The sequence below is a fragment of the Tunturiibacter empetritectus genome (genome assembly GCF_014201375.1).
GTDB classification, from domain to species: domain Bacteria; phylum Acidobacteriota; class Terriglobia; order Terriglobales; family Acidobacteriaceae; genus Edaphobacter; species Edaphobacter lichenicola_D.
Genome location: NZ_JACHDZ010000003.1, coordinates 173,450 through 197,020, shown reverse-complemented (window position 1 = coordinate 197,020; position 23,571 = coordinate 173,450). Strand labels below are relative to the sequence as shown.

The window sequence follows — 23,571 nt, the reverse complement described above, 5'->3', positions numbered from 1 at the left end:
GGGTCACCCGCAAGGTAAAGAATCGAAAGGCTTTACGCCAAAAATACCGCCCAGTAGGGGAGGGGGTACCGTCTCCTCCCACCAAAGCGAAAACGCAACTTCGAACCCGATGTCAGGTCTAACCAGCCAGAGGCGTCTATGCGAAGGTTCTTACCGATTCTCCTTGCTCTAGCCGTCGCCGCCCCCGCGCACCCCCAAACCCAGACTCCGCCCAAGCCCACGCCGAAACCCGCAAAGTCCAAGCCAGCCAAACCCGCCCCACTCATCCCCCTCACCCAGCAGGAACGGGCCCAGCAGATCCTCAGCCGCTTCACCTTCGGCCCCCGCCCCGGCGACCTCGAAAAAGTAATCGCCCTCACCCCCGAAAGGTGGTTCGAGCAGCAACTCAACCCCGCCGCCATCCCCGACGCCGCCCTCGACCGCCGCCTCGCCGACTACACTACCCTCAACCTCCAGCCCGACCAAGCCCTCCAGCTCTTTCCCGACCACTTCACCATCGCCATCACCGCCGAAGGCAAACGCCCCTACCCCACCGAACCCCTCCTCCTCGCCATGTACCAGGTCCAGGTCTACAAACTCAACAAAGACATCGCCAGCAAAAAGACCAACGCCGACGGCAAACTCATCACGCCCCCACCCACCGACGCCGAAGCAGCCACCCAGAAGAAAACCGACCAGGATACCGCCGCACGCGTGGCCGGAGAGCTCTTCGCCCTCCCCAAAAATCAGCGAATGGCCGCGCTCATCAAGCTGCCCATCCCCGACCGCATCGCCTTCACCACCTATGTCGGCGGCGACCAAAAAAATCTCCTGCTCAGCGATTTCACCCCCCGCGAGCGCGAGATCTTCAACGGCATGGCCGCCAACATCGGCGCACCCCACTACCTCATCGACGAGCTCTCCCAGGCCAAGATCCTCCGCGCCATCCTCAGCGAACGCCAGCTCCAGGAGGTCATGTCCGACTTCTGGTTCAACCACTTCAACATCTTCATCGGCAAAGACTCCGACAACTGGTACACCGCCAGCTACGAGCGCGACGCCATCCGCAAACACGCCCTCGGCAAGTTCCGCGACCTCCTCCTCGCCACCGCCCAAACCCCGGCGATGATGATCTACCTCGACAACTGGTTATCCATCGGCCCAGACTCCCTGGCCAACGGAGTCAACCCTGCCAACCCCAAGTCGAAGAGGGGCAACCACGGCCTCAACGAGAACTACGGCAGGGAAGTCATGGAGCTCCACACCGTAGGCGTCAACGGCGGCTACACCCAGGCAGACGTCACCGCACTCTCCGCCATCCTCACCGGCTGGACCGTCGATCGCCCCAACCAGGGTGGCCCCTTCCAATACGACTACAAAAAACACGAGCCCGGCCCCAAACAGTGGCTCAGGCGCACCATCTCCTCAGAACCTATCCTCCCCAACGCCTCTCAAGCGGCGACGCAAGCCGGCATGAAAGAGGGAATCGAAGCTCTCACCATCCTTGCCGCTGACCCGCACACTGCGCACTTCATCAGTTACAAATTAGCCCAGCGCTTCCTCGCCGACGACCCGCCACCCGCCCTCGTCGACCGCATGGCCGCCACCTACCTCGCCACCGACGGCGACATCAAAGCCATCCTCCGCACCCTGGTCCAGTCTCCCGAGTTCAACTCGAAGAAGTACTTCCGCAACAAGGTCAAGACTCCGATGGAGTTCGTTGCCTCCGCCTTCCGCACCACCGCCACCGACCCGGTCAACCCCGGCGCCCTGGTCAACACCCTCAAGACGATGGGCATGCCCCTCTACTACGCGCTCCCCCCGACCGGCTACTACATCACCGCCGACCTGTGGATGAACTCCACCGCTCTCGTCGATCGCCTCAACTTCGCCTACTCCCTCACCGGCAACAAGTTCGCAAATCAAAAGTTCGACTCAGCCCACGTCCTCGCACTCGGCCTCATGTCCCAGCCCGCCAGCGCGCCCGCGTCGGAGATGTCCACCAACAGAGCGAAGTTCTCCGAAGCCCTCCTCACCGCCGAGATCCACAATGGCACCCCGAACCAGCCTCCACCCGATGCAGCCGGCCAGGACATAGCCCTCCACGTCCTCGAAGACACGCTCATCGGCAATGACGTCTCCACCCAGACCAATCAACTCATCCACAAGCAAATAACCGAAATTCCCACCACCAACTCCACCGACACCCTCAACCTGCTAACCGCCCTCGTCATGGGCAGCCCCGAGTTCCAACTCCGCTGACCTCCAGGCCATCTCATTCAACCGGACAAACTCAGTCTCTTTGAGCTCTAAGATGCGTCATCTCGACCGGAGACGTGCAGCTCAGCGCGCGGCGTAGGGGGAGACCTCCGCATCTCGCCTTTGTTGTTTCGTCTTCTGAAATCATTCACGAGCCGCGCAGTTCTAAGGAAACAATCGCTCCTTATTCCAGACTCCGCTGCTTCTCGTAAATAGAAACCGGTCGTGCAGCCGTCCCTCTCCGTCCTTCCAGAACTCAATCCGCTCCGGCCGTAGCACATACCCTCGCCAGTATTCTGGTCGAGGAATCTCCCCCGGAAACTCCCGCTCCAACTCCTTCACCCGCTCCACCAGCGCCTCTCGCGAGGCCAGCACGCGACTCTGTTCGGAGGCCGCCGCACCAAGCTGACTCAGCCGCGACCGGCTATGAAAGTACTCGTCCGCATCCTCACCCGGCAGCTCGGCCACCGATCCCGAGACACGCACCTGTCGCCGCCGCGACTTCCAGTGAAAACACATCGCCGCCCGCGGATTCTCTGCCAACTCCAAACCCTTCTGACTCTCCGCATTCGTATAGAAACAGAATCCGCGCTCATCCGCGCGTTTCATCAACACCATCCGCACACTGGGCACTCCCTCCCGTGTAGCCGTAGCCAGCGCCACCGCATTCGGATCGTTCAACTCGGCAGCCTCTGCATCACTCAACCACAAGCCGAATAACGCAAAGGGATCCACCGCACGTTCCACATCGATCTCACGCATCACACCCTCCCTGAAACACAGAAAACAAAGCTCAACCCGACAGTCCATCGAACTGCAAGAGCCTCCTGATGGAAGCTTCGAATTTGCAGAAATCGAACTAGCTCAGACCCTCGAACAGATCCGTTTGCAACCTGCAGACCTGAGGCTCAGTGGTAGCCGCAAGTGCATAAAACTCCTCAGCTCCGTATCGCTCGAAGATATCCTTCGTCTTCTCCATCAACGGTGCTTGCGACACGTGTCTCCGAAACGCCTGGTTCTTCCGCTCTCGCACGGACCGAATATCCAGAGCCACACTCCACGGCATCATCATCGCGGGGTGTCGGTCACGCATCACAAAGTTCGCCGTCACATAGTAAAGCCGTTGCGCCTTATGCGGATCGCCCGCCCCCGGATATCGCTTCGGCTGTCCCGACCAGTGAAACGCCGCGGTTGTCACCATCGAGGCGATCATATGGTCCGCGTGAGTGTTCTGTCCGCCGTCTCCGCCGAACGTAATCACAACATCCGGCTTGAATCTCCGCATCCTCACCACCAGCTCTTCGGAGGCGCGCGAGAGATCAACAAACTCCAACTCCGCGTCCTGGTAGTTCATCAGCTCGTAGTGCGTAACGCCCAGCACTTCACACGAGGCGCGAAACTCATCCCGCCGCATACTCCCCAGCGCCTCTCCATCCGCAGCATCGCCTCGGTTCGTAGCCGCCTGTCCATCCGTCAGGCAAACCACGTACGTCTCGACTCCTCGATCCGCCGCTAACGCCAGCGCCCCACCAAAGGCGTAGCACTCATCGTCAGGATGCGCCGTCACGCACATCAACTTCAAGCCCACTCGCCCTCCAGGCCCGCATCCAGATCAGCGTCCTCAAAGAGAAGTTCAGCCGACATCGCTTCCTCCAGCTCTGCATCAGGATCAACCCCTCGGACCGGCGAGAAGCTCCTCCTGTGTAAGGCGCAAGGCCCAATCTCAGCCAACGCCCGCCGATGCTCCGGTGTCCCATATCCCTTGTGCGAAGCCAGCCCATATCCCGGATGCACCGCGTCCAGTTCACGCATCAATGCATCGCGATGTACCTTAGCGATCACCGAAGCCGCGGCAATCGAAAGGCTCAGCGCATCTCCATAGATCAGCTTCGTCTGCCGGCAAGGATGATCGAGCCGCATAGCATCGATCAGCAGATGATCCGGAGCCATCGCCAGCCCCTGAACCGCAGCCAGCATCGCCAGCCGCGTAGCCTGGTAGATATTCACTCGGTCGATCGTCTCCGCATCGACCTCCGCCACACAAACCGCAAGCGCCATCCCACGTATCTGCAGATTCAGCGATTCGCGCTCCTCCCGCGTCATCTGCTTGGAGTCCTTCAGCCCCGCATTCGCCAACTCGTCGAGGCCCTCCGGCAGAATCACCGCCGCGGCCACCACCGGGCCAAACAGAGCCCCACGCCCCACCTCATCGACACCGGCGATTCGCTGAAAGCCGTAGTACCGCAGAGCCTGCTCCGGTGCATCGCTGCACACCAGCTGCTTCAGCATGCGCTGCTTGGCAGTGGCTGCCGTCACCTTTCGGAGAGTGCGTGTGGAGGGAATCGAGGCCATGCTCTTCACGTTCGAGTGTATAACCACCGCACAAAACGAAGCCACGACCGAAGTCGTGGCTCAGTGGAAAGCTCAGTGGAAAACAGGGAACGGAATCGTTACTTGGCGGCGCGCTCAACCTCGCGCAGACGAGCAGCCTTGCCGCGCAGACCGCGCAGGTAAAACAGCTTCGAGCGGCGAACTTCGTAGGAGCGAACCTTCTCCACCTTATCGACGACCTTGGAGTTGTACGGGAAGATGCGCTCGACGCCCTGGCCGAAGCTCATCTTGCGAACGGTAAAGGATCCCTGCGCGCCCTTACGGCAGGCAATCACCATGCCCTCAAACGCCTGCAGACGCTCTTTCTCGCCTTCACGAATCTTTACTTGAACTCGAACTGTGTCGCCAGGGGCGAACGCGGGTAAATCGGTCCGCTCGAACTTCGCGGCCAGTTTCTGCATAATCGGATGAATGGACATGACACAACTTTCCTATGTTGGACTCGACCTTTAGTGTACACGAAATCAGCGCAAAATGCCTCTGGAATCATCTTCCTCGCGACCAACGGGAGCGCTACGCGAAGCAGTATATAAGTCACGAAGTGACCGCCCCACGCGCAGTGGGCCCGGCCGGCAGGCCAATCCCTAGTGAAATCCCCGAAGCTCTGCCAGAATCTCGCGGTCTTCATCCGTAATCTCAATTCTCTCCAACAAATCCGGGCGGTTCTCCAAAGTCTTCTTCAACGCCATCCTCCTCCGCCATCGCCGGATCACCTCATGATTGCCTCCCGACAGCGCCTCCGGGATCATCATGCCCATAAAATCCGCAGGCCGAGTGTAGTGTGGATAGTCCAGCAGCCCACCCGACCCATAAGTCGACCGCGGAGGTCCATCCGCCGAATCAGGCAGATCCGCAACCTCATCAGCGCCGAAGCTCTCAAATCGCGACGAGTCAGGATTCCCCAGAGCCCCCGGCAGCAGCCGAACCACCGCATCGACGATCACCGCTGCCGCCAACTCTCCGCCCGACAAAACATAGTCGCCGATTGAAATCTCCCGGTCGCAGAGCAGTTCGTTGACCCGCTCGTCCACGCCCTCATATCTCCCGCACAGAATCAACACCCGCTCCGTCGTCGAAAGCTCTTGCGCCAGTGACTGAGTAAACGGCTGCCCCTGGGCCGACAGCAGAATCACAGTCTCTCTGCTCTTGTCGCGTTCCCCCTTCGGAGAAATATTCAGTGACTGCATAGCGTCGTAGATCGGCTGCGCCTTCAACACCATCCCTTCGCCCCCGCCAAACGGCCGGTCGTCCACCGTTCGATGGCGATCATGCGTGAAGCTGCGCAGATCATGCGTCGCAATCTCCACCAGGCCAGTCGTGCGAGCACGCTTCAGAATCCCGTAGTCGAAGGGCCCAGCAAAGAAATCGGGAAAGATCGTAATGATGTCAAAGCGCATGGTCGATGAGTGCGTTACAGCCGCTCGTTTTTTGACTCCCAGATTGCACCATATCACTTGGAAGTTGTGAAACCCGCGACTGATCTCATTCCAGGATCTCGCTATGATGACCTGCGCCTCGACTTCGGTCCTTCAGATCACTGTGGCGAGCCGAAAGAGCGTCCCGATGCTTCGTCCAAAACTCGCTGTTCTTCTAGTGCTCCTGTCGGCATCTCTCAGCGTCACGACAGCACAGCAGCAGACGCCCTCGAATCCTGTTGCACCCTCGCAACTCGCGCTGGCCCTGCCGGCAACAGCGAGCCTATCGACCGAAGAATTGCATAGGCCAACCGCCGAATCCTCCAGCGCCGAAGGAGTCATCCGCGTCGCCCCTGCACCCCCGAAAGCAAAAAAACTGCCGTCTCAGAGACCTTTCCGTACGGCAGCCTTTGGCATCAAGGCCAATACGCTAGGAGCCGGCGCAGAACTGGCGACACCGCTCTTTCGCCGCTTCAATCTCCGTTCCGGCGTCAACTTCCTTGCCTTTGCCTATCCCTTCGGCATCGACGGCGTCAACTACGACGCAAATCTTCACTTCCGATCCTCGCAGAGCACCCTTGACTGGTTCCCCTTGGGGCACAGCTTCCACATTAGCCCCGGCATTCTCTACTCCAAAAACACCGTCTCATCCACCGCGACAGTGCCAGCGGGGCAGAACTTCTCCCTTGGCGATCAGGACTTCGTCAACAGCGTTGTCGATCCAGTCCACGGCAACATGTCGCTCGCGTATCCCCGCAATTTTTCCCCCATGTTGCTGCTCGGCTTCGGCAATATTCTCCCGCGCACCAGTCGGCGGCTCTCTATCCCTGTTGAGTTAGGGGTTGCCTACACGGGCGCGCCCACCATCAACGTCAACCTCACCGGTACCGCCTGTACCAACCAGGGGTGCACCAGCTTCGCCAGTAACTCCGAGGCCCAGGCCAGTCTCACGCAGGAGATTAAAAAAATAAACGAAGACCTGAAGAGGGTCCCCGTCTATCCAATCCTCTCGTTAGGAGTGGCTTACCACTTCTAGCTCTTGTCGCCCGAGCTTCGATTGACCTCAATCAAACCTTCAGGCAGCTTCATCTCGATGCGTTTCGCCGCTGTATCCACCGCCACCAGAAAAGCCTTCACGAAAGGAATGAGAATCTCATCCCCGGCAAGCGAAGTGATCTCCAGCAGCGGCGCTGCGTCGGTAAGCCTGCGCGCCCCATCCGCGGTCGTAGCAAACTGAACATCTTCGACTACACCCACCGCCGTCGCTCCGTCGTACACCGTGCAGCCGATCAACTCGCTGATGTAAACCGAATCGTCATCCAGCGGACGCCGTTCTTCTCGCGGGACGATCACATCCAATCCTGCGACCGTCTCAGCATCCGAAATTGTGTCGATGCCCGCAAACTGCAGCACGATGCGTCCCTCGTTTTTACCGACAGGCAGCCAGAACGCAACCACCTCCATGGCACGTGCCCCCGACTCCTCCCCTGCGAAGCCCGAGGCAGCAAGAAAGACTCTCCTCTGCTCCTCGAACCGCTCAGGGAAATCCGTCAACAACTCTGCCAGCACCTCACCCTTGCGACCTTGCGGCCGAAGCAGATGTGCCAACACAATCCAGGCTGGTGTGGTTTGCGTCATAGAACAAAATCCGGACAGATACGAAAGCCCGGATCCTGCGAGTTACTCGGAAGGTTATGGTGCAGGGGGGTGGTCCTCTTCCACGATGTCGAGCGAAAAGCGGTGCTTCAGCTTCATGCTGGCCGCGCTGAGAATCGTACGCATGGAACGCGCTGTCCGGCCTTGCTTCCCGATCACTTTACCAACATCGCTGGCAGCGACCCGCAAGCGAATCGCGGTACATTCGCCATCTTCTATGGCCTCGACCGAGACACTGTCCTGGTCGTCTACCAAGGCACGCGCTATCTCTGCTACAAGGTCTGTCATGTTCTTTACAGGGTTGTCCCCTGCAGGAAACTGGGTTGCCTGGGTCATCACACACCTTCTGGGTCTGGGAGTCTCGGCATAACGCTCAAGCCCTTTCCCTTTGTCTCGTCTACTGCGAGATCTTCCAGGAAGTGCTGCTAACGAGCGATACACCGGTCGCAGGAAGTCCAGGGTTATAAACCCCGGGCCCTCTGCTTTGCAAGGCCACTGCATTTCGACTGTGCAATACCAAGGAGTCTACGTGAAACGATGCCAGGACGTGCTTCAGAGAACCTATTGTGTCAGCTATCTTTGGGAACCATTACCTCATGCCCAAAGATAGCATTGACCAGTAACTCCTAGGCGACCGCGACTGCCTCTGCCGGCTTCTGCGCCATCAGCTTCCCCACACGCTCCGACAACTGTGCGCCATTCCCAGTCCAGTAGTCGATGCGGTCGCGCTTCAGATCAACCGTTGCAGGGTTGGTGCGCGGATTGTACGTTCCCACTACTTCGACCGAACGGCCGTTGCGGGCGCGGTCCTTCTCAATAACAACGATGCGGTAATGTGGCTGCTTACGCGCTCCAACGCGCGCCAAACGAATCATCAACACGGGCAATGCCTTTCAGAACATTATTGGTTTGGGTGACATAGCCGCGCTGTCGAATCGGACAGGGACTTGAGATACATTACCCAACATCTAAGTATGGCCGAAAATGCGCCTTTTCGCAACGAAGAAGCGCAAACAAGCGCAAACTCCCTCACTCCGGCGGAAAAAGAAACCGCAACACATCCCCAAAGCGCGCCGACCACGCGTTTTCATCATGAACCGCCCCATCAACCTTCTCATAAATAAGGTCTTCGCCCGTCTGCCAGCCCCGCTTCAGCAGCACCCGCTCCAGCATCTCCGTGTCGCGAACATGACGAACTCCCTCTGCCGTCCCGATATCCAGCCAGATTCGCAGTTCAGGCCTCGGCTCCGTCCGTTCGACCACCCGCAGGATGCTGCGCTGATCCCACCAAAGCGAAGGCGACATCACCGCCAGCTTGCCGAACACCTCCGGACACGAAAACCCCAGATACAGAGAGATCAATCCGCCCAGCGACGACCCGCCCAGCCCGGTATTCTTTGCATCGGTCAAAGTGCGATACGAGCCGTCAATCAGCGGCTTCAACTCTTCAACCAGCAACTGCCCGTAACTCCGCCCCTCCCCCCCGCCCAGCTTGAAGTCCCGCGTCGGCGTGTACTCTGCCATCCGCCGAAGCCCCGTATTCGCCACCCCGACCAGGATCACCGGCTCAATCTCACCGTTCAGAGTCAACTCGTCAGCCGTCGTATGCGCCTTCCACGTTCGCCCTGCAAGATACGACGTTCGCCCATCGAACAGGTTCTGCCCATCGTGCAAATAGAAGACAGGGAAGCGCCGCTCCTCCTCCTGCAGATACTGCGGCGGCAGATAGACCGAAACAACCCGGTCATCCGGCAGAATCTCCGAGTGAAACTCGCTGACGCTGTATCTCGGATTAGAATCCAGGTCGTTTGGGGTATGCTCTCTAATCGCCTCTTCGGGCAAATGGACGGCTTCGGGCAGATGGACGAGCGTGGTCTCGCTCTCGAGAGGCTGAAGCGCAGGAATGGAATGAGATGGCGATGATTGTTTCAATGCGAAAGAAGCTGCTCCAAATAAACTACGATTGCATCAGACTAGCAGAGGGAGCCCGATGAAACGCGAATACCACAAATGGTTCTCACCCTCCCTCGGGCGCGATATGGAGCTGCTCGTCTTCGGACACGCAGGTTATCCCGCCGTCGTCTTCCCCACCTCCCAAGGCCGCTTCTACGAGTTCGAAGATCGCCAGATGGTCAGCACCGTGCACGACAAGCTCGAGCACGGCCACCTCCAGCTCTACTGTGTCGACTCGGTCGATGGCGAAAGCTGGTACAACCGCGACGTCCCTCCTCGCTGGCGCATCGCCCGCCAGGTGCAGTACGGCAACTACATCATCAACGAGGTCGTCCCCCTCATCCGCCAGCTCAACCAGTACTCCGGCATTGGCACCATCGGCACCAGCTTCGGCGGCTACCACGCCATGAACATCGCCCTCCGCCACCCCGACGTCTTCACCGGCATGCTCTCCATGAGCGGCGCCTACGACCCGTCCCACTTCCTCCGCGGCTACTACGACGACGACTGTTACTTCAACATCCCCATGCACTACCTCCCCAACATCAGCGACTCGTGGTATCTCGACCGTTACCGCCGTAACACCTACGTCCTCGCCACCGGCGTTCACGATCAGTGCTGGAACGACAACGAACGAATGGCGCAGATCTTCCGCAATAAAAACATCCCCTGCCGCCTCGACGTCTGGGGCGACAACACAGGCCACGACTGGCCCTGGTGGCAGAGAATGCTGCAAACTTATCTCTAAAGCTAGGCCTTGACCCGACCAACGGGAGGATCTAAACACCTCATCGAACCAAGACCGGTATACAAGTCACGAAGTGACCGCGCGCCGCGCAGGCGGCCCGTCCGGCAGGACACTGCAGGAGAAACCCAACCACAACCCGCATGGAGGATTTCAGTGAAGAAGATCGGTGTTCTATTCGGAATGGAAAATACCTTTCCCGGAGCCTTGGTCGATCGCATCAACGCGATGGAGATTGAAGGCATTCAGGCTGAGTTCGTCTGCGTAGGCGGCGTGCAAATGGCCGCGCCCTCAGGCTACGCCGTCATCGTCGACCGCATCTCGCACGACATGCCCTTCTACCGCTCCTTCCTCAAAAACGCGGCACTCACCGGCACGCAGATCATCAACAATCCCTTCTGGTGGTCCGCCGACGACAAGTTCTTCAACTACGCTCTCGCCGCAAAACTAGGCGTAGCCGTTCCCAAGACCGTCCTCCTCCCCCACAAAAAATTCCCGCCGCAGATCACCGAGCGTTCCCTCCGTAACCTCCAATTTCCCCTCGACTGGGACGGTGTCTTCGACTACGTAGGCTTCCCGGCCTTCCTCAAACCCCACGACGGCGGAGGCTGGCGCGATGTCTTCCACGTCCACAACCGCGACGAGTTCTTCCACGCCTACGACCAGACCCGCGACCTCTGTATGACCCTCCAGGCAGCCGTCAACTTCAAGGAGTACTTCCGCTGCTACGTCGTCGGTCAAACCGATGTCCGCATCATGCCCTACGACCCGCGCCGTCCGCACGAGCACCGCTACGTCCTCGATCCTCCGGAGTACGACCCGAAGCTCCTCAAGCGCGTAGAAAAAGACGCCATCACCCTCTGCAAAGCTCTCGGCTACGACCTCAACACAGTCGAGTTCGCTGTTGAAGACGGCATCCCCTACGCCATCGACTTCATGAACCCCGCACCTGACGCCGACCTGCACGCCGTCGGCAAGGAGAGCTTCGACTGGATCGTCGACAAGGTATCAAAGCTCGCCGTAAAGAAGGCCCAGAAGCCGGTCAAGCCCGAACTCCGCTGGACAGCAATGCTGAATCCGGGGGAGAAATCCGGGGGGAAAAAAACGGCTGCTAAAAAACCCGCTGCAAAGAAAGAAGCAAAGAAAGAAAAGTGAAGAACGGAGTCCTGCCCAGACGGGCCTCCTGCGCGGAGGGCGGTCACTTCGTGACGGGTATACCACTTTGCATGGCGCTCCCGATGGTCGCGAATCACCATCATTCCGACCATCGGGAGGACCACGCGAAGCTCTAAAAAGGCGTGTGAACGCCCGCCCTCCGCGCAGGAGGCCCGTCCGGCAGGACAGGATGGTGATACGCTTCTGTTTCACGGAGAGTGTATGCGGCCATCCTTCACGCTAGGCATCGAAGAGGAGTACCAGACAGTCGACCCCGAAACCCGTGACCTGCGCTCCCACATCGCGACCGAGATGCTCGCCAAAGGCAAGCTCCGTCTCGAAGAGCGCGTCAAGGCCGAGATGCATCAATCCGTCATCGAAGTCGGCACCCGCATCTGCAGCAACATCCAGGTCGCGCAGGAAGACCTCTTCGACCTCCGCCGCAACATGATCGCCCTCGCCGAAGAGCACAACCTCCTCCTCATCGCCGGAGCCACCCACCCCTTCGCCGACTGGCGCGTTCAGGAGATCTACCCGGACCCCCGCTACGCCCAGGTCGTCGAAGACCTCCAGCTCGTAGCCCGCGCCAACCTCATCTTCGGCCTCCACGTCCACGTCGGCATCGAAGACCGCGAAGCCGCCATCCGCATCATGAACTCCCTCCGCTACTTCCTCCCCCACATCCTCGCACTCTCCACAAACTCTCCCTTCTGGCTCGGAATGGAGACCGGTTACAAGAGCTACCGCGCCAAGGTCTTCGAAAACTTCCCCCGCACCAACCTCCCCGACAGCTTCGCCAGCTACTCCGAGTTCGAGAGCTACGTCAACCTCCTCATCAAGACCAACTCCATCGACAACGCAAAAAAAATCTGGTGGGACGTCCGCCCTCATCCCTTCTTCGACACCGTCGAGGTCCGCATCTGCGACATCCCCCTCCGCGCGCACGAGTCCATCGCCATCGCTGCACTCATCCAGGCCACAGCCTGCAAGCTCTGGCACCTCCACTCGAAGAACATCGACTACCGTCAGTACTCCCGCGCCCTTCTCATGGAGAACAAATTCCGCGCCGTCCGCTACGGCCTCGACGGCAAGATGATCGACTTCGGCAAACAAGCCGAGGTCCCCGTCCGCGACCTCATCATCGAGTACCTCGCCTTCGTCGACGACGTCCTCGACGAGCTAGGCAGCCGCACCGAGATCAACTACATCCACACCATGCTCCGCGAAGGCTCCGGAGCCGACCGCCAGCTAAAAGCCTTCCGTGAAACCGGCAGCCTGAAGTCCGTAGTCGACTACATGGCCGCCGAAACCCGCGCCGGCCTATAGTTGCCGTTCTTGTTGGCGTTCCCGGAGGAATCTGCTGCGGCACGGCATCAGAGAAACTTGATTCCACTTTCTGCAATGACCGTAAAAACGTCGAAGAGATTTGTCAGCCCTAGAAGGTGACGAATCTGCTTGCTCAGATGCATGAGCTCTAAACTGCAACCCGCCGACTGCGCAGATACATAGAGGCGTGCAAGCGTTCCTAGACCCATGCTGTCTGTGTGCTGAAGATCGGCCAGATCCAAGATAATTCTCTTTTTTGCTGGGATGAATTGATGAACGGTAGTGTAAAGAACGCCTTCGGAGCCGGCGACTAATCTGCCGTGACAGAGCACCAGCACTACGTCATTTCGGTAATACTTAATCTCAGTTGTAAGAGTGGGCGACGTCGCAGCGGTCTCAGGCATCGGACAATCTCCGGGTGGGGGACATAGAACCGTGTCGGAACCCAGCGATTATCGCACGCGGTCAGAGGCATTGCAGATATCAATGGTAGACATCTTTCCCTATCTCTCCTGCACCTAGTCAAAAACCTGTCAAGCCCCAAAATCGCAAATCCCCACCCCAGACAAGGATATTCGCGTGGCACAATACCCCAACAAACCGGATATAATTAAAGCAGGACCAAAGAGTGCCCCGACCTCGTGTCGGGGTTTTCGTTTTCACAGGCCATTGGAATAAGGACTTTACAGGCAGTGATCGGAAGAAGCATCTGTCTTTTCAAGACTTTGCCTCTAAGTCAATCTAAGCCAAAAAGGAAAGTCCAAACCTAAGCCTCAAAGATGGAAGACTTTAGCGCAAAAGTGCCGGGGAGGGGGAGCCGTAGATACCCTCTCAAACTCCTTTTTCTCCTGTAACTCATCAGTAACAAGCTATCTTAGAAAGAAGTTTTATCCGGAAGGCCGCACCCATGGTTGATCAAGCAACGCAGGCAGCACCAGACCTCCGCACCACCGCCTTCCCCCCTGAGTTCACCCCAGGTGCTCGCAACGCCGTCACGACCTGCCTGCGTATCCAGCCAAACGAGAAGGTCACCCTCATCACCGACGAGCGCTGCCTCACCATCGCCGCCTCCCTTGTCGCGGAGCTGGACCAGATCGGCTGCACCTGGAACGCCTTCGTCCTCGAAGCCCTCGCGCCCCGTCCGCTCATCGATCTGCCCGCCGCCATCCTCGAAGACATGGAGTCCTCGCAGGTCAGCATCTTCGCCGTCGAAGTCCAGCCCAACGAGCTTCACAGCCGCATGCAGATGACCGACGTCGTCAATCGCCGCCGCATGCGCCACGCCCACATGGTCAACATCACCCCCGAGATCATGACCCAGGGCATGCGCGCTGACTTCCTCGCCATCGACCGCCTCTCGCAGGCTGTCCTCGACAAAGTCCGCGCCGCCACCTACGTCCGCGCCACCACCCCCGCCGGCACCGACATCCACGCACAGCTCAACCCCGACTATCGCTGGTTCAAAACCTCCGGCATCATCAGCACCGAGAAGTGGGGCAACCTCCCTGGCGGCGAGTGCTTCACCGCCCCAGGCGAGGTCAACGGCGTCTTCGTCGTCGACGGCGTCGTTGGCGACTTCCTCTGCGCCCGCTACGGCATCCTCCGCGCCCACCCTCTCACCATCAACATCGAAGGCAACCGCATCACCCGCGCCTCCAGCGAAAACAAGGCCCTCGAGCGCGATTTTTGGGCCTACACCCACACCGACGAAAACTCCGACCGAGTAGGCGAGTTCGCCATCGGCACCAACATTGGCGTCGACCGCGTCATCGGCAACATTCTCCAGGACGAGAAGTTCCCGGGCATCCACATCGCCTTCGGAGACCCCTACGGCGCCCACACCGGAGCCCCCTGGAAGTCCTCCACCCACATAGACGTTGTCGGCCTCGAGTTCAGCATCTGGCTAGGCGACGCCCAGGGAGAAGAGCAGATCATGCGCGACGGCCAGTTTCTACTCGACGCTTAAGCCACGCAGGGACCGATAGCCAGACAGATGAATGCTTGAGTGACAGCTCAGTGTGAATCAGTCGTCGTCTTGCTGTCTGTCTTGATCTGATAAGGCTTGGTATCGACGCCCTGGTTGTACTTGATGTTGGAGTAAACAGCCGTTCGATAATCATCGGACGGCATGTAGAAGCTCTGTTTCAGAGTAATGCCGCGCGTAGGGTCTACCCAGATCGTCATATGCGTGCAATTGTTGCGGACAGCAGGGTCCTTTGGCACCAGATCCAGCTTTGCCGTTTGCACCCCGTTCACCACCTCATCACCCAAATCTGAAATCGTCCACGCCTTGGCCATCTCCCTGCCGCTGCCGCCAAACCCAAGCGTCAGAAAACTCTCCATCTGAGCCTGGTTGCCCTTAGGAGTGATGATCGTCTCATGATCCGTGCCAGGGTCAAACAGAGTCAAAATCCCGTTCCGATACTCCAGAATCTTGATGGAGGGGGACGTGACCTTTGCCCCCATCACGGTCTTGGTCCCCTCTTTTTTGAAGTAGATGGTGCCCTTCTGCGTCGTCGTCTGCTGCACAACCTTCTCGTAAAGGTCCCACTGAAAAGTGGCTTCGGCCGACTGGAACTTCAAGCTCGCCGCATCCATCTGCCGAAGAACTTCATCCAGGTGCCCAGGCTTCGGCTGCGCAACCGCAAAGGCTGGTGCGATGACGGAAACAACGGATGACAGGAAAAGTGATGCAACGATACGACGAAATGTGGTCATAAGTCAGGTACCCCGAGAGTTGGATGCTTTCTACGCCAAAAGTTAACGGAGAACCCAGGCGTTGTAGGCGATGATCTTGCCCTGCGCGTCGCGAACGGGTTCGTATCGCTGGATCGACACCTCGCCTGAGATCGGTTCGATCAACCGCAAAATGGCGACCTGGCGCTCGGCGTCCGTACTGGCGCCGCCCATATCCTCAGCTCGAACCTGATAGATAAAACGGCTACTCCCGCCTGCAGTTCCAGCCTCCCGGACCAGCACCTCGCTGGCGTGGAGAGCGACGGTCTCAACAGGTTTGTCTTTGAAGTCGATCAAGTGGGGTGAGACAAACATGAAGACGAGAATGGCTGTCACCATGACGTCATAGTGAAAGCTACCCCGTTCGTAGGCCCAGAAGATGTAGTTGCGAATCAGTTTGAACATGTCTTAGCTCCAGCCTTGCTGCTGCTTGCCGATCACCGTGTCGCCGTTCATATAGGGTACCAACGCCTCTGGAACCCTTATGGTGCCGTCCCGCTGCTGATAATTCTCCAGAATCGCAAGGTAGGTGCGCCCTACAGCGAGTCCGCTGCCGTTCAGGGTGTGAAGGAACTCGCTCTTCTTTGCTTTGGTAGGGCGGTAACGGATATTTGCCCTGCGGGCTTGGAAGGTTTCGAAGTTGGAGCACGAGGATATCTCGCGATAGAGCTGCTGACCGGGCAACCACACCTCGAGGTCATAGGTCTTGGCAGCAGAAAAGCCCATATCGCCTGTGCAGAGCAGCATTCGTCGGTAAGGGAGGCCAAGTCGCTCAAGCACGGTCTCGGCGTGGCGCGTGAGCCGTTCGTGCTCGGAGTTGGAGTCTTCCGGACGTACGAACTTGACCAACTCAACCTTCTGGAACTGGTGCTGGCGGATCATGCCACGAACATCCTTGCCATAGGAGCCTGCTTCGGAGCGGAAACAAGGGGTGTAGGCGCAGAAGGATATTGGAAGCTGCGATTCGTCGAGTGTCTCATCGCGGAATAGGTTCGTGACTGGAACCTCAGCAGTGGGAATGAGCCAGTGATCGTTCTCCTGGTAAACCCCGGGCTGGTAGCCCCCTTTGTCGTCGCAATGGAAGAGATCTTCGGCAAACTTGGGCAGTTGGCCCGTGCCGAAGAGGGACTTAGAGTTGACCATGTACGGTGGCAGGACTTCGGTATAGCCGTGCTCGCCAGTGTGAAGGTCGATCATAAAGTTGGCGAGGGCGCGTTCAAGCCTGGCTCCCTGGCCGAATTGGACAACAAAACGGGAGCCTGAGATTTTGGCGGCGCGGCCAAAATCGAGAATGCCCAGCACTTCGCCCAGGTCCCAGTGAGGTTTCGCCGTGAAATCGAAGGTTGTTTTCTCGCCCCAGATCTTCTCTTGTCGGTTGTCGTCGGCGGATCGCCCAATGGGGACGCTATCCTGGGGTAAGTTGGGTAGGGCTTGGAGTATTTCTTTCAAGCGCTCGTCGGAGACTGATGCGGAGGACTCGAGCAACTCCGCTTCAGACTTCAGGGCGCGTGTCTGCTCGGTCTGTGCAGTTGTATCTACGCCTTCACGTCTGAGCTTCGCAATCTCTTCCGTTAATTTGTTTCGCTGTGCTTTTAGCGTCTCCACCCGAGTGATAGCCTCGCGGCGCTCGCGGTCGATTTCAACAAAGTTACGGAGTGCAGCGGCGGGATCCATTCCCCGATTACGCAACTTTTCTTCTAAAAGGGCCAAATTAGCCCGCACAAATGCAAGATCAATCATCACCTCACATTTTAGCGTCTTCCTGCCATGCAAACTTACGATATCTCCGATACTTCCATTTCCCTGGATCGATGGCGAGCGATAAGTTACCGCTACACTAGTTAGGTATGGGAATGGAATCGGGACAGTGAGCGCGACTGCACGAACTAAAGGCCCCGATATGCGGGTGACCGTTGCCGGCGTCGAGTTAAGCTCGCCGGTGATTGCGGCAAGCGGAACCTTCGGATATGGGATCGAATTCGAGGAAATAGTCTCTCTCGATCGCATCGGAGGGTTCGTCACCAAAGGACTTTCGCGCGAGCCAATGGCAGGAAACCCGACTCCGAGGATCATAGAGACTGCCGCCGGGATGATGAATGCGATTGGGCTACAGAACATGGGGGTTCGAGCTTTTATCGCAGAAAAACTCCCCAAGCTGAGAAAAATCACCGGCTTGGTTATTATTGCGAACGTCTTTGGGTTCACCATCCAGGATTGTGTCGAGGTCATCCAGTTCCTGAACGACGCCCCCGATATAGCGATGTATGAGCTGAATGCGAGTTGTCCCAATACCAGCCACGGAGGCATGGTCTTTGGGACCGATCCGCCGCAGCTTTGGGAGCTGGTGGCACGGTGCAAGGCAGCCGCTCACAGGCCTCTGATGGTGAAGCTTTCACCTAATGTGACCGACATTGGATTAATGGCTCGCGTCGCGGCGGACGGTGGAGCTGATGCGGTCTCTCTCGTCAACACCTTCGTCTCCTTGGCGATCGATGTCGAGACCCGTCGACCTCGTATTGCCAACATCACCGGCGGACTCTCAGGACCTGCGATTAAGCCAATTGCCGTGCGGATGGTCCATGAGGTTTCAAAGAATGTGACGATTCCTATCGTCGGCATGGGAGGAGTCGTACAGGCCGAGGACGCAGTGGAGTTCATGATGGCAGGAGCGACCGCAGTTCAGGTTGGGACTGCCAGCTACGCTGATCCACGCGCCGTCGAGAATATCGCGAATGGACTCAAACGCTGGTGTATCGCGCATGAGATCGTGCACGCAAGCTCGCTCACTGGTTCGGCTCTGCTCTGACGACATGCTCGGCTTGTGCTGGGCTTAGAATAGTCGAGTGATGATCGAACACGACTCTGCTTCCTTAACTACTCCAACTGATCTACGGCGGATTCGCCGCGCTCTACTCTCGGTTACCGATAAAACAGGACTAGTTGATTTTGCGCGAGTTCTTGCTTCGTTCGACGTGGACCTTGTGTCAACAGGGGGAACCGCTCGAGTGCTGAGGGAAGCTGGTCTGCCGGTGCGCGATATCAGCGAACTGACCGGATTCCCCGAGATGCTTGATGGCCGTGTGAAGACACTTCACCCGAAGGTCCACGGAGGGATCCTGCATATTCGTGATAACGCTGAACATATGGCTTCGGTCGCCGAACATCAGATTGAGCCGATCGATATGGTGGTGGTAAACCTCTATGCTTTCGAGAAAACGGCGAGTCGCGCCGGCGTTGGGTTCGCAGACATAATCGAAAATATCGATATCGGTGGGCCTTCTATGGTTCGTTCGGCGGCCAAGAATTTCGCGGATGTCGCGATTGTGACCTCAGTTGCGGACTACTCGCGATTGGCGGATGAGATGAACGCGAACTCGGGCAGCTTGACCCACGCGACACGCTGGAGGCTCGCCAAGACGGCCTTCGCAGTCACTGCAGCCTACGATGAGGGCATAGCGACGGCGTTGGAAAGCATTGAAACTCCAAGCGGCAAGGCGATTTTTTTGTCAGAGCAGTTACCAACAACAATTCGTGTCAGTGATCCTCTTCTCAAATCGCTTCGTTATGGAGAAAATCCCCACCAAAAGGCTGCACTCTATACAGACGGCAGCGGAAAAGGTGTGGCTAACGCCAAACAGTTGCAGGGTAAGGAACTGAGCTATAACAACATCGTGGATCTGGACGCCTGCTGGGAGTTGGTAAGTGAGTTCAATGAGCCGGCGGCTGTCATCATAAAACACACCAATCCATGTGGGGCTTCGACTGGATCCACCGTTGTTGAAGCCTACCGCCGGGCACTTGAGGCTGATCCGGTTTCGGCTTTTGGCGGAGTGATTGGGATAAACCGCGAGGTAGATGCAGCAGCAGCCGAAGAGATCTCCAAACTGTTTGTCGAGGCGATCGTTGCACCTTCGTTTACCTCTGACGCGTTAGAGCGTTTTGGAGCGAAGAAGAATCTTAGGCTCCTTGAGATTTCGTCCGCAGAAACTCCACGTATCTTGAAGCAGGTTTCAGGTGGTCTGCTGGTGCAGGATTCCGATCGGTTGCGTATCAGCGAAGGAGATCTGCAGATCGTATCCAAACGAACGCCTACCGCAGAGGAGTTGCGTGCTTTGCTCTTTGCGTGGCGAGTTTGCAAGCATGTGAAATCGAATGCGATAGTCTACGCTCGGTTTAGTGCTGGGCATGGTCAGACAGTAGGTATCGGGGCAGGCCAGATGAGCCGGGTGGATGCAGCTCGCTTCGGCGCAATGAAAGCCGTACTGCCGCTAAACGGCACAGTTGTCGCCTCCGACGCATTTTTTCCATTTACCGATGGCCTGGAAGTGGTAGCCCGCGCAGGTGCTACAGCCGTGATTCAGCCTGGGGGGTCTGTGCGGGATGCCGAGGTGATCGAGGCTGCAGACAGGCTGGGCGTGGCGATGGCGTTTACCGGTGTCAGGCACTTTCGGCATGGATAATCTTCCGGATTTGAGCCAATGACGGATATAATCACCGCCATGCTGCGCAAACGGCTAGTCTGGGCCGCCTGCATCCAATCCGCAGGCGGCATCGTCTAACCAGTGTCTAGTCGCGCAGTATCGACTTCCATTCCGTCGGCACAGGAAACTACAACATGATCCTTCTTTTACGTGCCTCGTCTATTCGCCAACTTAGGCTGATTCCCGTTGTCGCACTTCTTTTTGTTGCCCACACGATGGTTGCTCAGTCACCAATTGCTTCGAAGAGCCTGCTCAGTTCCTCGGCTAAGCCTGATCGCGCATTGTCTTACTACCACTATGGCCTGGCGCGGCTATATGAAGATATGGCGGTCAACGCGGGGCGCTCGGACTATGCGACACAGGCGGTGGAGCAATACAAGTTGGCTTTAGATGCCGACCCCGAGTCGCGCCTCCTGCAGGATGGTTTGGCGGACCTTTACTTCAAGATCGGCCGCATCCGCGAGGCGGTGACGGCTGCCCAGGACCAGGTAAACAAGAATCCTGATGATATCGAAGCTCATACTCTGCTGGGAAAGGTCTATCTGCGCTCGCTTGGAGACATGCAGAGCTCTCAGTCCGGACAGATGCTTCAACTCGCGATTGCAGAGTACGAAAAGCTTGCTCAACTGAAGCCGAACGATGTGGAGACACACCTTTTATTGGGCCAGTTGTACGGGCTGAATCACGACTCGGGGAAGGCCGAAGCTCAGTTCAAGGCTGCCCAGGGTATTGACGCCAATTCCGAGGAGGTGGCGCTCAACATGGCGCGGCTCTACAGCGAGCAGGGAGATCCGAAGCGCGCCGCCGACGTTCTTAGTGCTATTCCTGTTGACGATCGTTCGCCTCGCGTCGAGTTCGCGTTAGGTGCGAGCTATGAGCAGCTGAAGAGGAATAAGGACGCAATCGCTGCCTATCATCGGGCTCTGGATGCTGAGCCCGATAATCTCGATACAGAGCGTGGTCTTGCCAATGCCTTGCTTGGCGATGGTCAACTGGATGAGGCGCTGAAGGTGTTGAACGGCATTGTGGCCGCTGAGCCGCAAGACGCTCAGTCGCAGATCCATATCTCCGAGATTGAGCGGAGACAAGGGCATTACGATGAAGCGCTGAAGACCCTGGAGAAGGCCAAGCCGCTGGCTCCGGACTCGCTTGAGCTCACTTACAATGAGGCTCTTATCTATGACTCGCTGGGTCGTTATGACGACGCGATTGGTGTGTTGACCAAGCTGGTGGCTGATTCTGCGCATCCGGATGGAAAGTACACCGATGGAGAGAAGGCCAATCGTTCTATCTTCCTCGATCGGCTGGCGATCATCTATCGCGAGGAGAACAAGACTGCAGACGCAGTTGCTGCTTACAAGCAGATGGCCTCGCTTGGCGGTGATTACGTCAAGAGCGGCTATCAAGGTCAGATCGATGCCTATCGCGATGCTCATCAGTGGAAGGAAGCGACTTCGACTGCTACTGAGATCGCGAAACTGATGCCGAACGATCATGGGATTCAGCTGATGCATGCTGGTCAGCTTGCTGATACAGGTTCGGTTGATCAGGGGATTGCGCTTGCGAATGCGCAGCTGGCGGCGACGAAGGGAACTCCGGACGAGCGTGACTCGCATTTGGCTTTGGCCCAGATTTACACTCGCCTGAAGCGCTATCAGGATGCTTCTGCCGAATTGACGAGTGCTGACGCGCTCGCTACAAAGCCCGACGAGAAGCTCTACGTGGCTTTTCTGCGCGGCGCGCTTTATGACCGTCAGAAACAGTACGATCTGGCCGAAGCAGAGTTTCGCAAGGCGCTTGCGATCGATCCGCAGAATGCGACAGTTCTCAACTATCTTGGCTACATGCTGGCCGATCGCGGTATTCGACTTCCGGAGGCGTTGACGCTGATCCGCAAGGCGGTTGAGCTTGATCCTCAGAATGGTGCGTTTCTGGATTCGCTTGGCTGGGTTTACTACAAATCAGGTCAATATGCTTTGGCAGAGGAAAATTTGCGCAAGGCGAATGAGCGAATTAGCACCGACCCCACGGTTCACGATCATCTTGGCGAGGTGTATGAGAAGACCGGGAACCTGAAGATGGCGGTGACGCAGTGGGAGCGCTCGATGACAGAGTATGCTCGCTCTCTGCCGGCGGATGCCGATCCTGCAGATGTTGCGAAGGTTCAGCATAAGCTTGAAAACGCGCGCGTGAAGCTGGCGAAGGTCGGGACCGTTTCGGTCAAATAGCGGCATCGTCCTATCGTGGTTAGGGTTTGAGGCTCCTCGAGCGATCTCGAGGAGCCTCTGCCGTTTACACTAGAAATTGACTATGGCGTTCGATCTTCATCGATGCGCGGTCGTTGCCGATCCGGGCGACCTGCTGCTGACTCGTGTGTACCCGGCACCCTTTCGGCCTTCACGGACTCCGTTTCAGCGGGACCGGGAGCGGATTGTGCAGGCCCGCGCCTTCCGGCGCCTGGCGGGGAAGACACAGGTCTTTACCAGTCGCGCTTCGGATCACTTTCGCAGTCGTCTTACCCACACGATTGAGGTCGCACAGATCGCTCGGGCTGCTGCGGCGGCGCTTGGTCTGCAGGAAGATCTGGCCGAGACGCTGGCGCTGGTTCACGACATCGGTCATCCGCCGTTTGGACATGCTGGTGAGCGGGCGCTGGACCGGTGTTTGAAGCGTCATGGTCGCGGCTTTGACCACAACATCCACGCTCTGCGCATCGTCGACCACTTCGAGCAGCGTTATGCGGCGCATCGCGGCTTGAACCTTACGCTGGGAGTTCGCGAGGGGATCATCAAGCACTCGCGGGACTACAGCATCGAGAAGCATCCGGATCTGACAGGCCTGCTGCTGGATCAGAGACCACCGCTCGAGGCGCAGCTGATCGATCTGGCCGACGAGATTGCCTATCTTACGGCTGATCTTGACGATGGGGTCGAGTCCGGGCTGCTTGAGGTGAGTCATATCTGCGAGCATGTGGAGATTGTTGCGCGTTGCTACAAGACGGTTGAACGAGAACATGCAGGGGTCGATGAGAAGTTTCTGTTCAACGAGGCGCTGCAGTTGATGCAGAACGTTCTGACCGACGACCTGATTGAAAATACGGCACGGAATACGGTGGCCATAGGGGCCGAATCGCTTGCCGACGTGCGCAGACACCCGAGCCGGCTGGCGCTGTTTTCGCCTGAGGTCGAGGCGGAGCGACTGCAGGAGAAGCAGTATCTCTACGACACGCTTTACACCTGCCCGGCGCTCGAGCATGAGCATGACAAGGCGGAAGAGGTTGTCACGGCACTCTTCGACTACTGGATCAGCGATCCGGAGGAGCTGCCGGTGAACCACTTCGAGTCGGTAGAGAAGCAGGGCCTGGCTCGCGTGGTGGCTGACTACATTGCCGGGATGACCGACAGCTTCATTCTGCTGCAGTATGCGCAGATCAAGCGGGCTGTTCGCCGGTAGGGCGTCTGTCGATTGATACTGG

At 57.9% G+C, this 23,571-nt stretch carries 23 protein-coding genes; 10 read left to right on the top strand and 13 right to left on the bottom strand.

Annotated features, from left to right (window positions below; all coding sequences use genetic code 11):
• Positions 1-138 precede the first annotated feature (138 nt).
• Complete coding sequence (locus HDF10_RS09820) at positions 139-2,241, top strand: DUF1800 domain-containing protein (RefSeq protein WP_183812887.1); 2,103 nt, start codon at positions 139-141, stop codon at positions 2,239-2,241.
• 162 nt (positions 2,242-2,403) lie between these two features.
• Here HDF10_RS09820 and pdxH read toward each other — a convergent pair whose 3' ends face one another.
• The 5 genes from pdxH to trmD form a co-directional block, all read right to left on the bottom strand.
• The gene (gene pdxH, locus HDF10_RS09815) at positions 2,404-3,000 is read right to left on the bottom strand and encodes a pyridoxamine 5'-phosphate oxidase (RefSeq protein WP_183812886.1); all 597 of its coding nucleotides are present in this window, start codon (positions 2,998-3,000) and stop codon (positions 2,404-2,406) included.
• A 97-nt stretch (positions 3,001-3,097) separates the two neighbouring features.
• Positions 3,098-3,826, bottom strand: coding sequence for a PIG-L deacetylase family protein (locus tag HDF10_RS09810; protein ID WP_183812884.1), 729 nt, complete (start codon positions 3,824-3,826; stop codon positions 3,098-3,100).
• Positions 3,817-4,590, bottom strand: coding sequence for a ribonuclease HII (gene rnhB / locus HDF10_RS09805; protein WP_183812882.1), 774 nt, complete (start codon positions 4,588-4,590; stop codon positions 3,817-3,819). The genes HDF10_RS09810 and rnhB overlap by 10 nt, the downstream gene beginning before the upstream one ends.
• 98 nt (positions 4,591-4,688) lie before the next feature.
• Positions 4,689-5,048 (bottom strand): 50S ribosomal protein L19, encoded by a 360-nt coding sequence (gene rplS / locus HDF10_RS09800; protein WP_218884516.1) that lies wholly within the window; start codon positions 5,046-5,048, stop codon positions 4,689-4,691.
• Between the two features lie 165 nt (positions 5,049-5,213).
• Complete coding sequence (trmD, locus tag HDF10_RS09795; RefSeq protein WP_183812881.1) at positions 5,214-6,026, bottom strand: tRNA (guanosine(37)-N1)-methyltransferase TrmD; 813 nt, start codon at positions 6,024-6,026, stop codon at positions 5,214-5,216.
• 166 nt (positions 6,027-6,192) lie between these two features.
• Here trmD and HDF10_RS09790 point away from each other — a divergent pair, with 166 nt between their 5' ends.
• The gene (locus HDF10_RS09790) at positions 6,193-7,080 is read left to right on the top strand and encodes a hypothetical protein (RefSeq protein WP_183812880.1); all 888 of its coding nucleotides are present in this window, start codon (positions 6,193-6,195) and stop codon (positions 7,078-7,080) included.
• Here HDF10_RS09790 and rimM read toward each other — a convergent pair.
• The 4 genes from rimM to HDF10_RS09770 form a co-directional block, all read right to left on the bottom strand.
• Positions 7,077-7,682 (bottom strand): ribosome maturation factor RimM, encoded by a 606-nt coding sequence (rimM, locus tag HDF10_RS09785; protein WP_183812879.1) that lies wholly within the window; start codon positions 7,680-7,682, stop codon positions 7,077-7,079. The genes HDF10_RS09790 and rimM overlap by 4 nt on opposite strands.
• A 54-nt stretch (positions 7,683-7,736) precedes the next feature.
• A complete protein-coding gene (locus HDF10_RS09780) occupies positions 7,737-8,036 on the bottom strand; it encodes a KH domain-containing protein (RefSeq protein WP_179582334.1) in 300 nt (99 codons plus the stop codon).
• A gap of 290 nt (positions 8,037-8,326) precedes the next feature.
• On the bottom strand, positions 8,327-8,575 hold the full coding sequence (gene rpsP / locus HDF10_RS09775) for a 30S ribosomal protein S16 (protein WP_179582336.1): 249 nt from the start codon (positions 8,573-8,575) through the stop codon (positions 8,327-8,329).
• Positions 8,576-8,729: 154 nt separating this feature from the next.
• Entirely contained in the window at positions 8,730-9,632 is a 903-nt protein-coding gene (locus tag HDF10_RS09770; protein ID WP_260177791.1) for an alpha/beta hydrolase, read from the bottom strand.
• Between the two features lie 58 nt (positions 9,633-9,690).
• Here HDF10_RS09770 and HDF10_RS09765 point away from each other — a divergent pair, with 58 nt between their 5' ends.
• The 3 genes from HDF10_RS09765 (at position 9,691) to HDF10_RS09755 (ending at position 12,879) form a co-directional block, all read left to right on the top strand.
• A complete protein-coding gene (locus HDF10_RS09765; RefSeq protein ID WP_183812878.1) occupies positions 9,691-10,401 on the top strand; it encodes an esterase family protein in 711 nt (236 codons plus the stop codon).
• A 153-nt stretch (positions 10,402-10,554) separates the two neighbouring features.
• Complete coding sequence (locus HDF10_RS09760) at positions 10,555-11,553, top strand: ATP-grasp domain-containing protein (RefSeq protein ID WP_183812877.1); 999 nt, start codon at positions 10,555-10,557, stop codon at positions 11,551-11,553.
• A gap of 222 nt (positions 11,554-11,775) precedes the next feature.
• On the top strand, positions 11,776-12,879 hold the full coding sequence (locus tag HDF10_RS09755) for a carboxylate-amine ligase (RefSeq protein WP_183812875.1): 1,104 nt from the start codon (positions 11,776-11,778) through the stop codon (positions 12,877-12,879).
• Positions 12,880-12,926: 47 nt separating this feature from the next.
• Here HDF10_RS09755 and HDF10_RS09750 read toward each other — a convergent pair whose 3' ends face one another.
• On the bottom strand, positions 12,927-13,283 hold the full coding sequence (locus HDF10_RS09750) for an STAS domain-containing protein (protein ID WP_183812874.1): 357 nt from the start codon (positions 13,281-13,283) through the stop codon (positions 12,927-12,929).
• Between the two features lie 503 nt (positions 13,284-13,786).
• Here HDF10_RS09750 and HDF10_RS09745 point away from each other — a divergent pair.
• On the top strand, positions 13,787-14,845 hold the full coding sequence (locus tag HDF10_RS09745; RefSeq protein WP_183812873.1) for an aminopeptidase: 1,059 nt from the start codon (positions 13,787-13,789) through the stop codon (positions 14,843-14,845).
• A gap of 47 nt (positions 14,846-14,892) precedes the next feature.
• Here the strand turns inward: HDF10_RS09745 and HDF10_RS09740 are convergent, their stop codons facing one another.
• From HDF10_RS09740 to serS, 3 genes are read right to left on the bottom strand one after another with little or no spacing between them, the layout of a single operon-like run.
• Entirely contained in the window at positions 14,893-15,597 is a 705-nt protein-coding gene (locus HDF10_RS09740) for a LolA family protein (RefSeq protein WP_183812872.1), read from the bottom strand.
• Positions 15,598-15,639: 42 nt separating this feature from the next.
• Entirely contained in the window at positions 15,640-16,020 is a 381-nt protein-coding gene (locus tag HDF10_RS09735; RefSeq protein WP_183812871.1) for a hypothetical protein, read from the bottom strand.
• A 3-nt stretch (positions 16,021-16,023) separates the two neighbouring features.
• Complete coding sequence (gene serS, locus HDF10_RS09730) at positions 16,024-17,355, bottom strand: serine--tRNA ligase (RefSeq protein WP_183812870.1); 1,332 nt, start codon at positions 17,353-17,355, stop codon at positions 16,024-16,026.
• A gap of 160 nt (positions 17,356-17,515) precedes the next feature.
• Here serS and HDF10_RS09725 point away from each other — a divergent pair, with 160 nt between their 5' ends.
• From HDF10_RS09725 to dgt, 4 genes are all read left to right on the top strand, one after another.
• Positions 17,516-18,421: a dihydroorotate dehydrogenase gene (locus HDF10_RS09725; protein ID WP_183812868.1), complete on the top strand. Its 906-nt coding sequence runs from the start codon at positions 17,516-17,518 to the stop codon at positions 18,419-18,421.
• A 40-nt stretch (positions 18,422-18,461) separates the two neighbouring features.
• Positions 18,462-20,075 carry a bifunctional phosphoribosylaminoimidazolecarboxamide formyltransferase/IMP cyclohydrolase gene (purH, locus tag HDF10_RS09720; RefSeq protein WP_183812866.1) on the top strand — a complete coding sequence of 538 codons (1,614 nt, stop codon included), beginning with the start codon at positions 18,462-18,464 and terminating at the stop codon, positions 20,073-20,075.
• A gap of 155 nt (positions 20,076-20,230) precedes the next feature.
• Positions 20,231-22,324 (top strand): tetratricopeptide repeat protein, encoded by a 2,094-nt coding sequence (locus tag HDF10_RS09715; protein ID WP_183812864.1) that lies wholly within the window; start codon positions 20,231-20,233, stop codon positions 22,322-22,324.
• An 82-nt stretch (positions 22,325-22,406) separates the two neighbouring features.
• Entirely contained in the window at positions 22,407-23,549 is a 1,143-nt protein-coding gene (gene dgt, locus HDF10_RS09710; RefSeq protein ID WP_183812862.1) for a dGTP triphosphohydrolase, read from the top strand.
• Positions 23,550-23,571 lie beyond the last annotated feature (22 nt).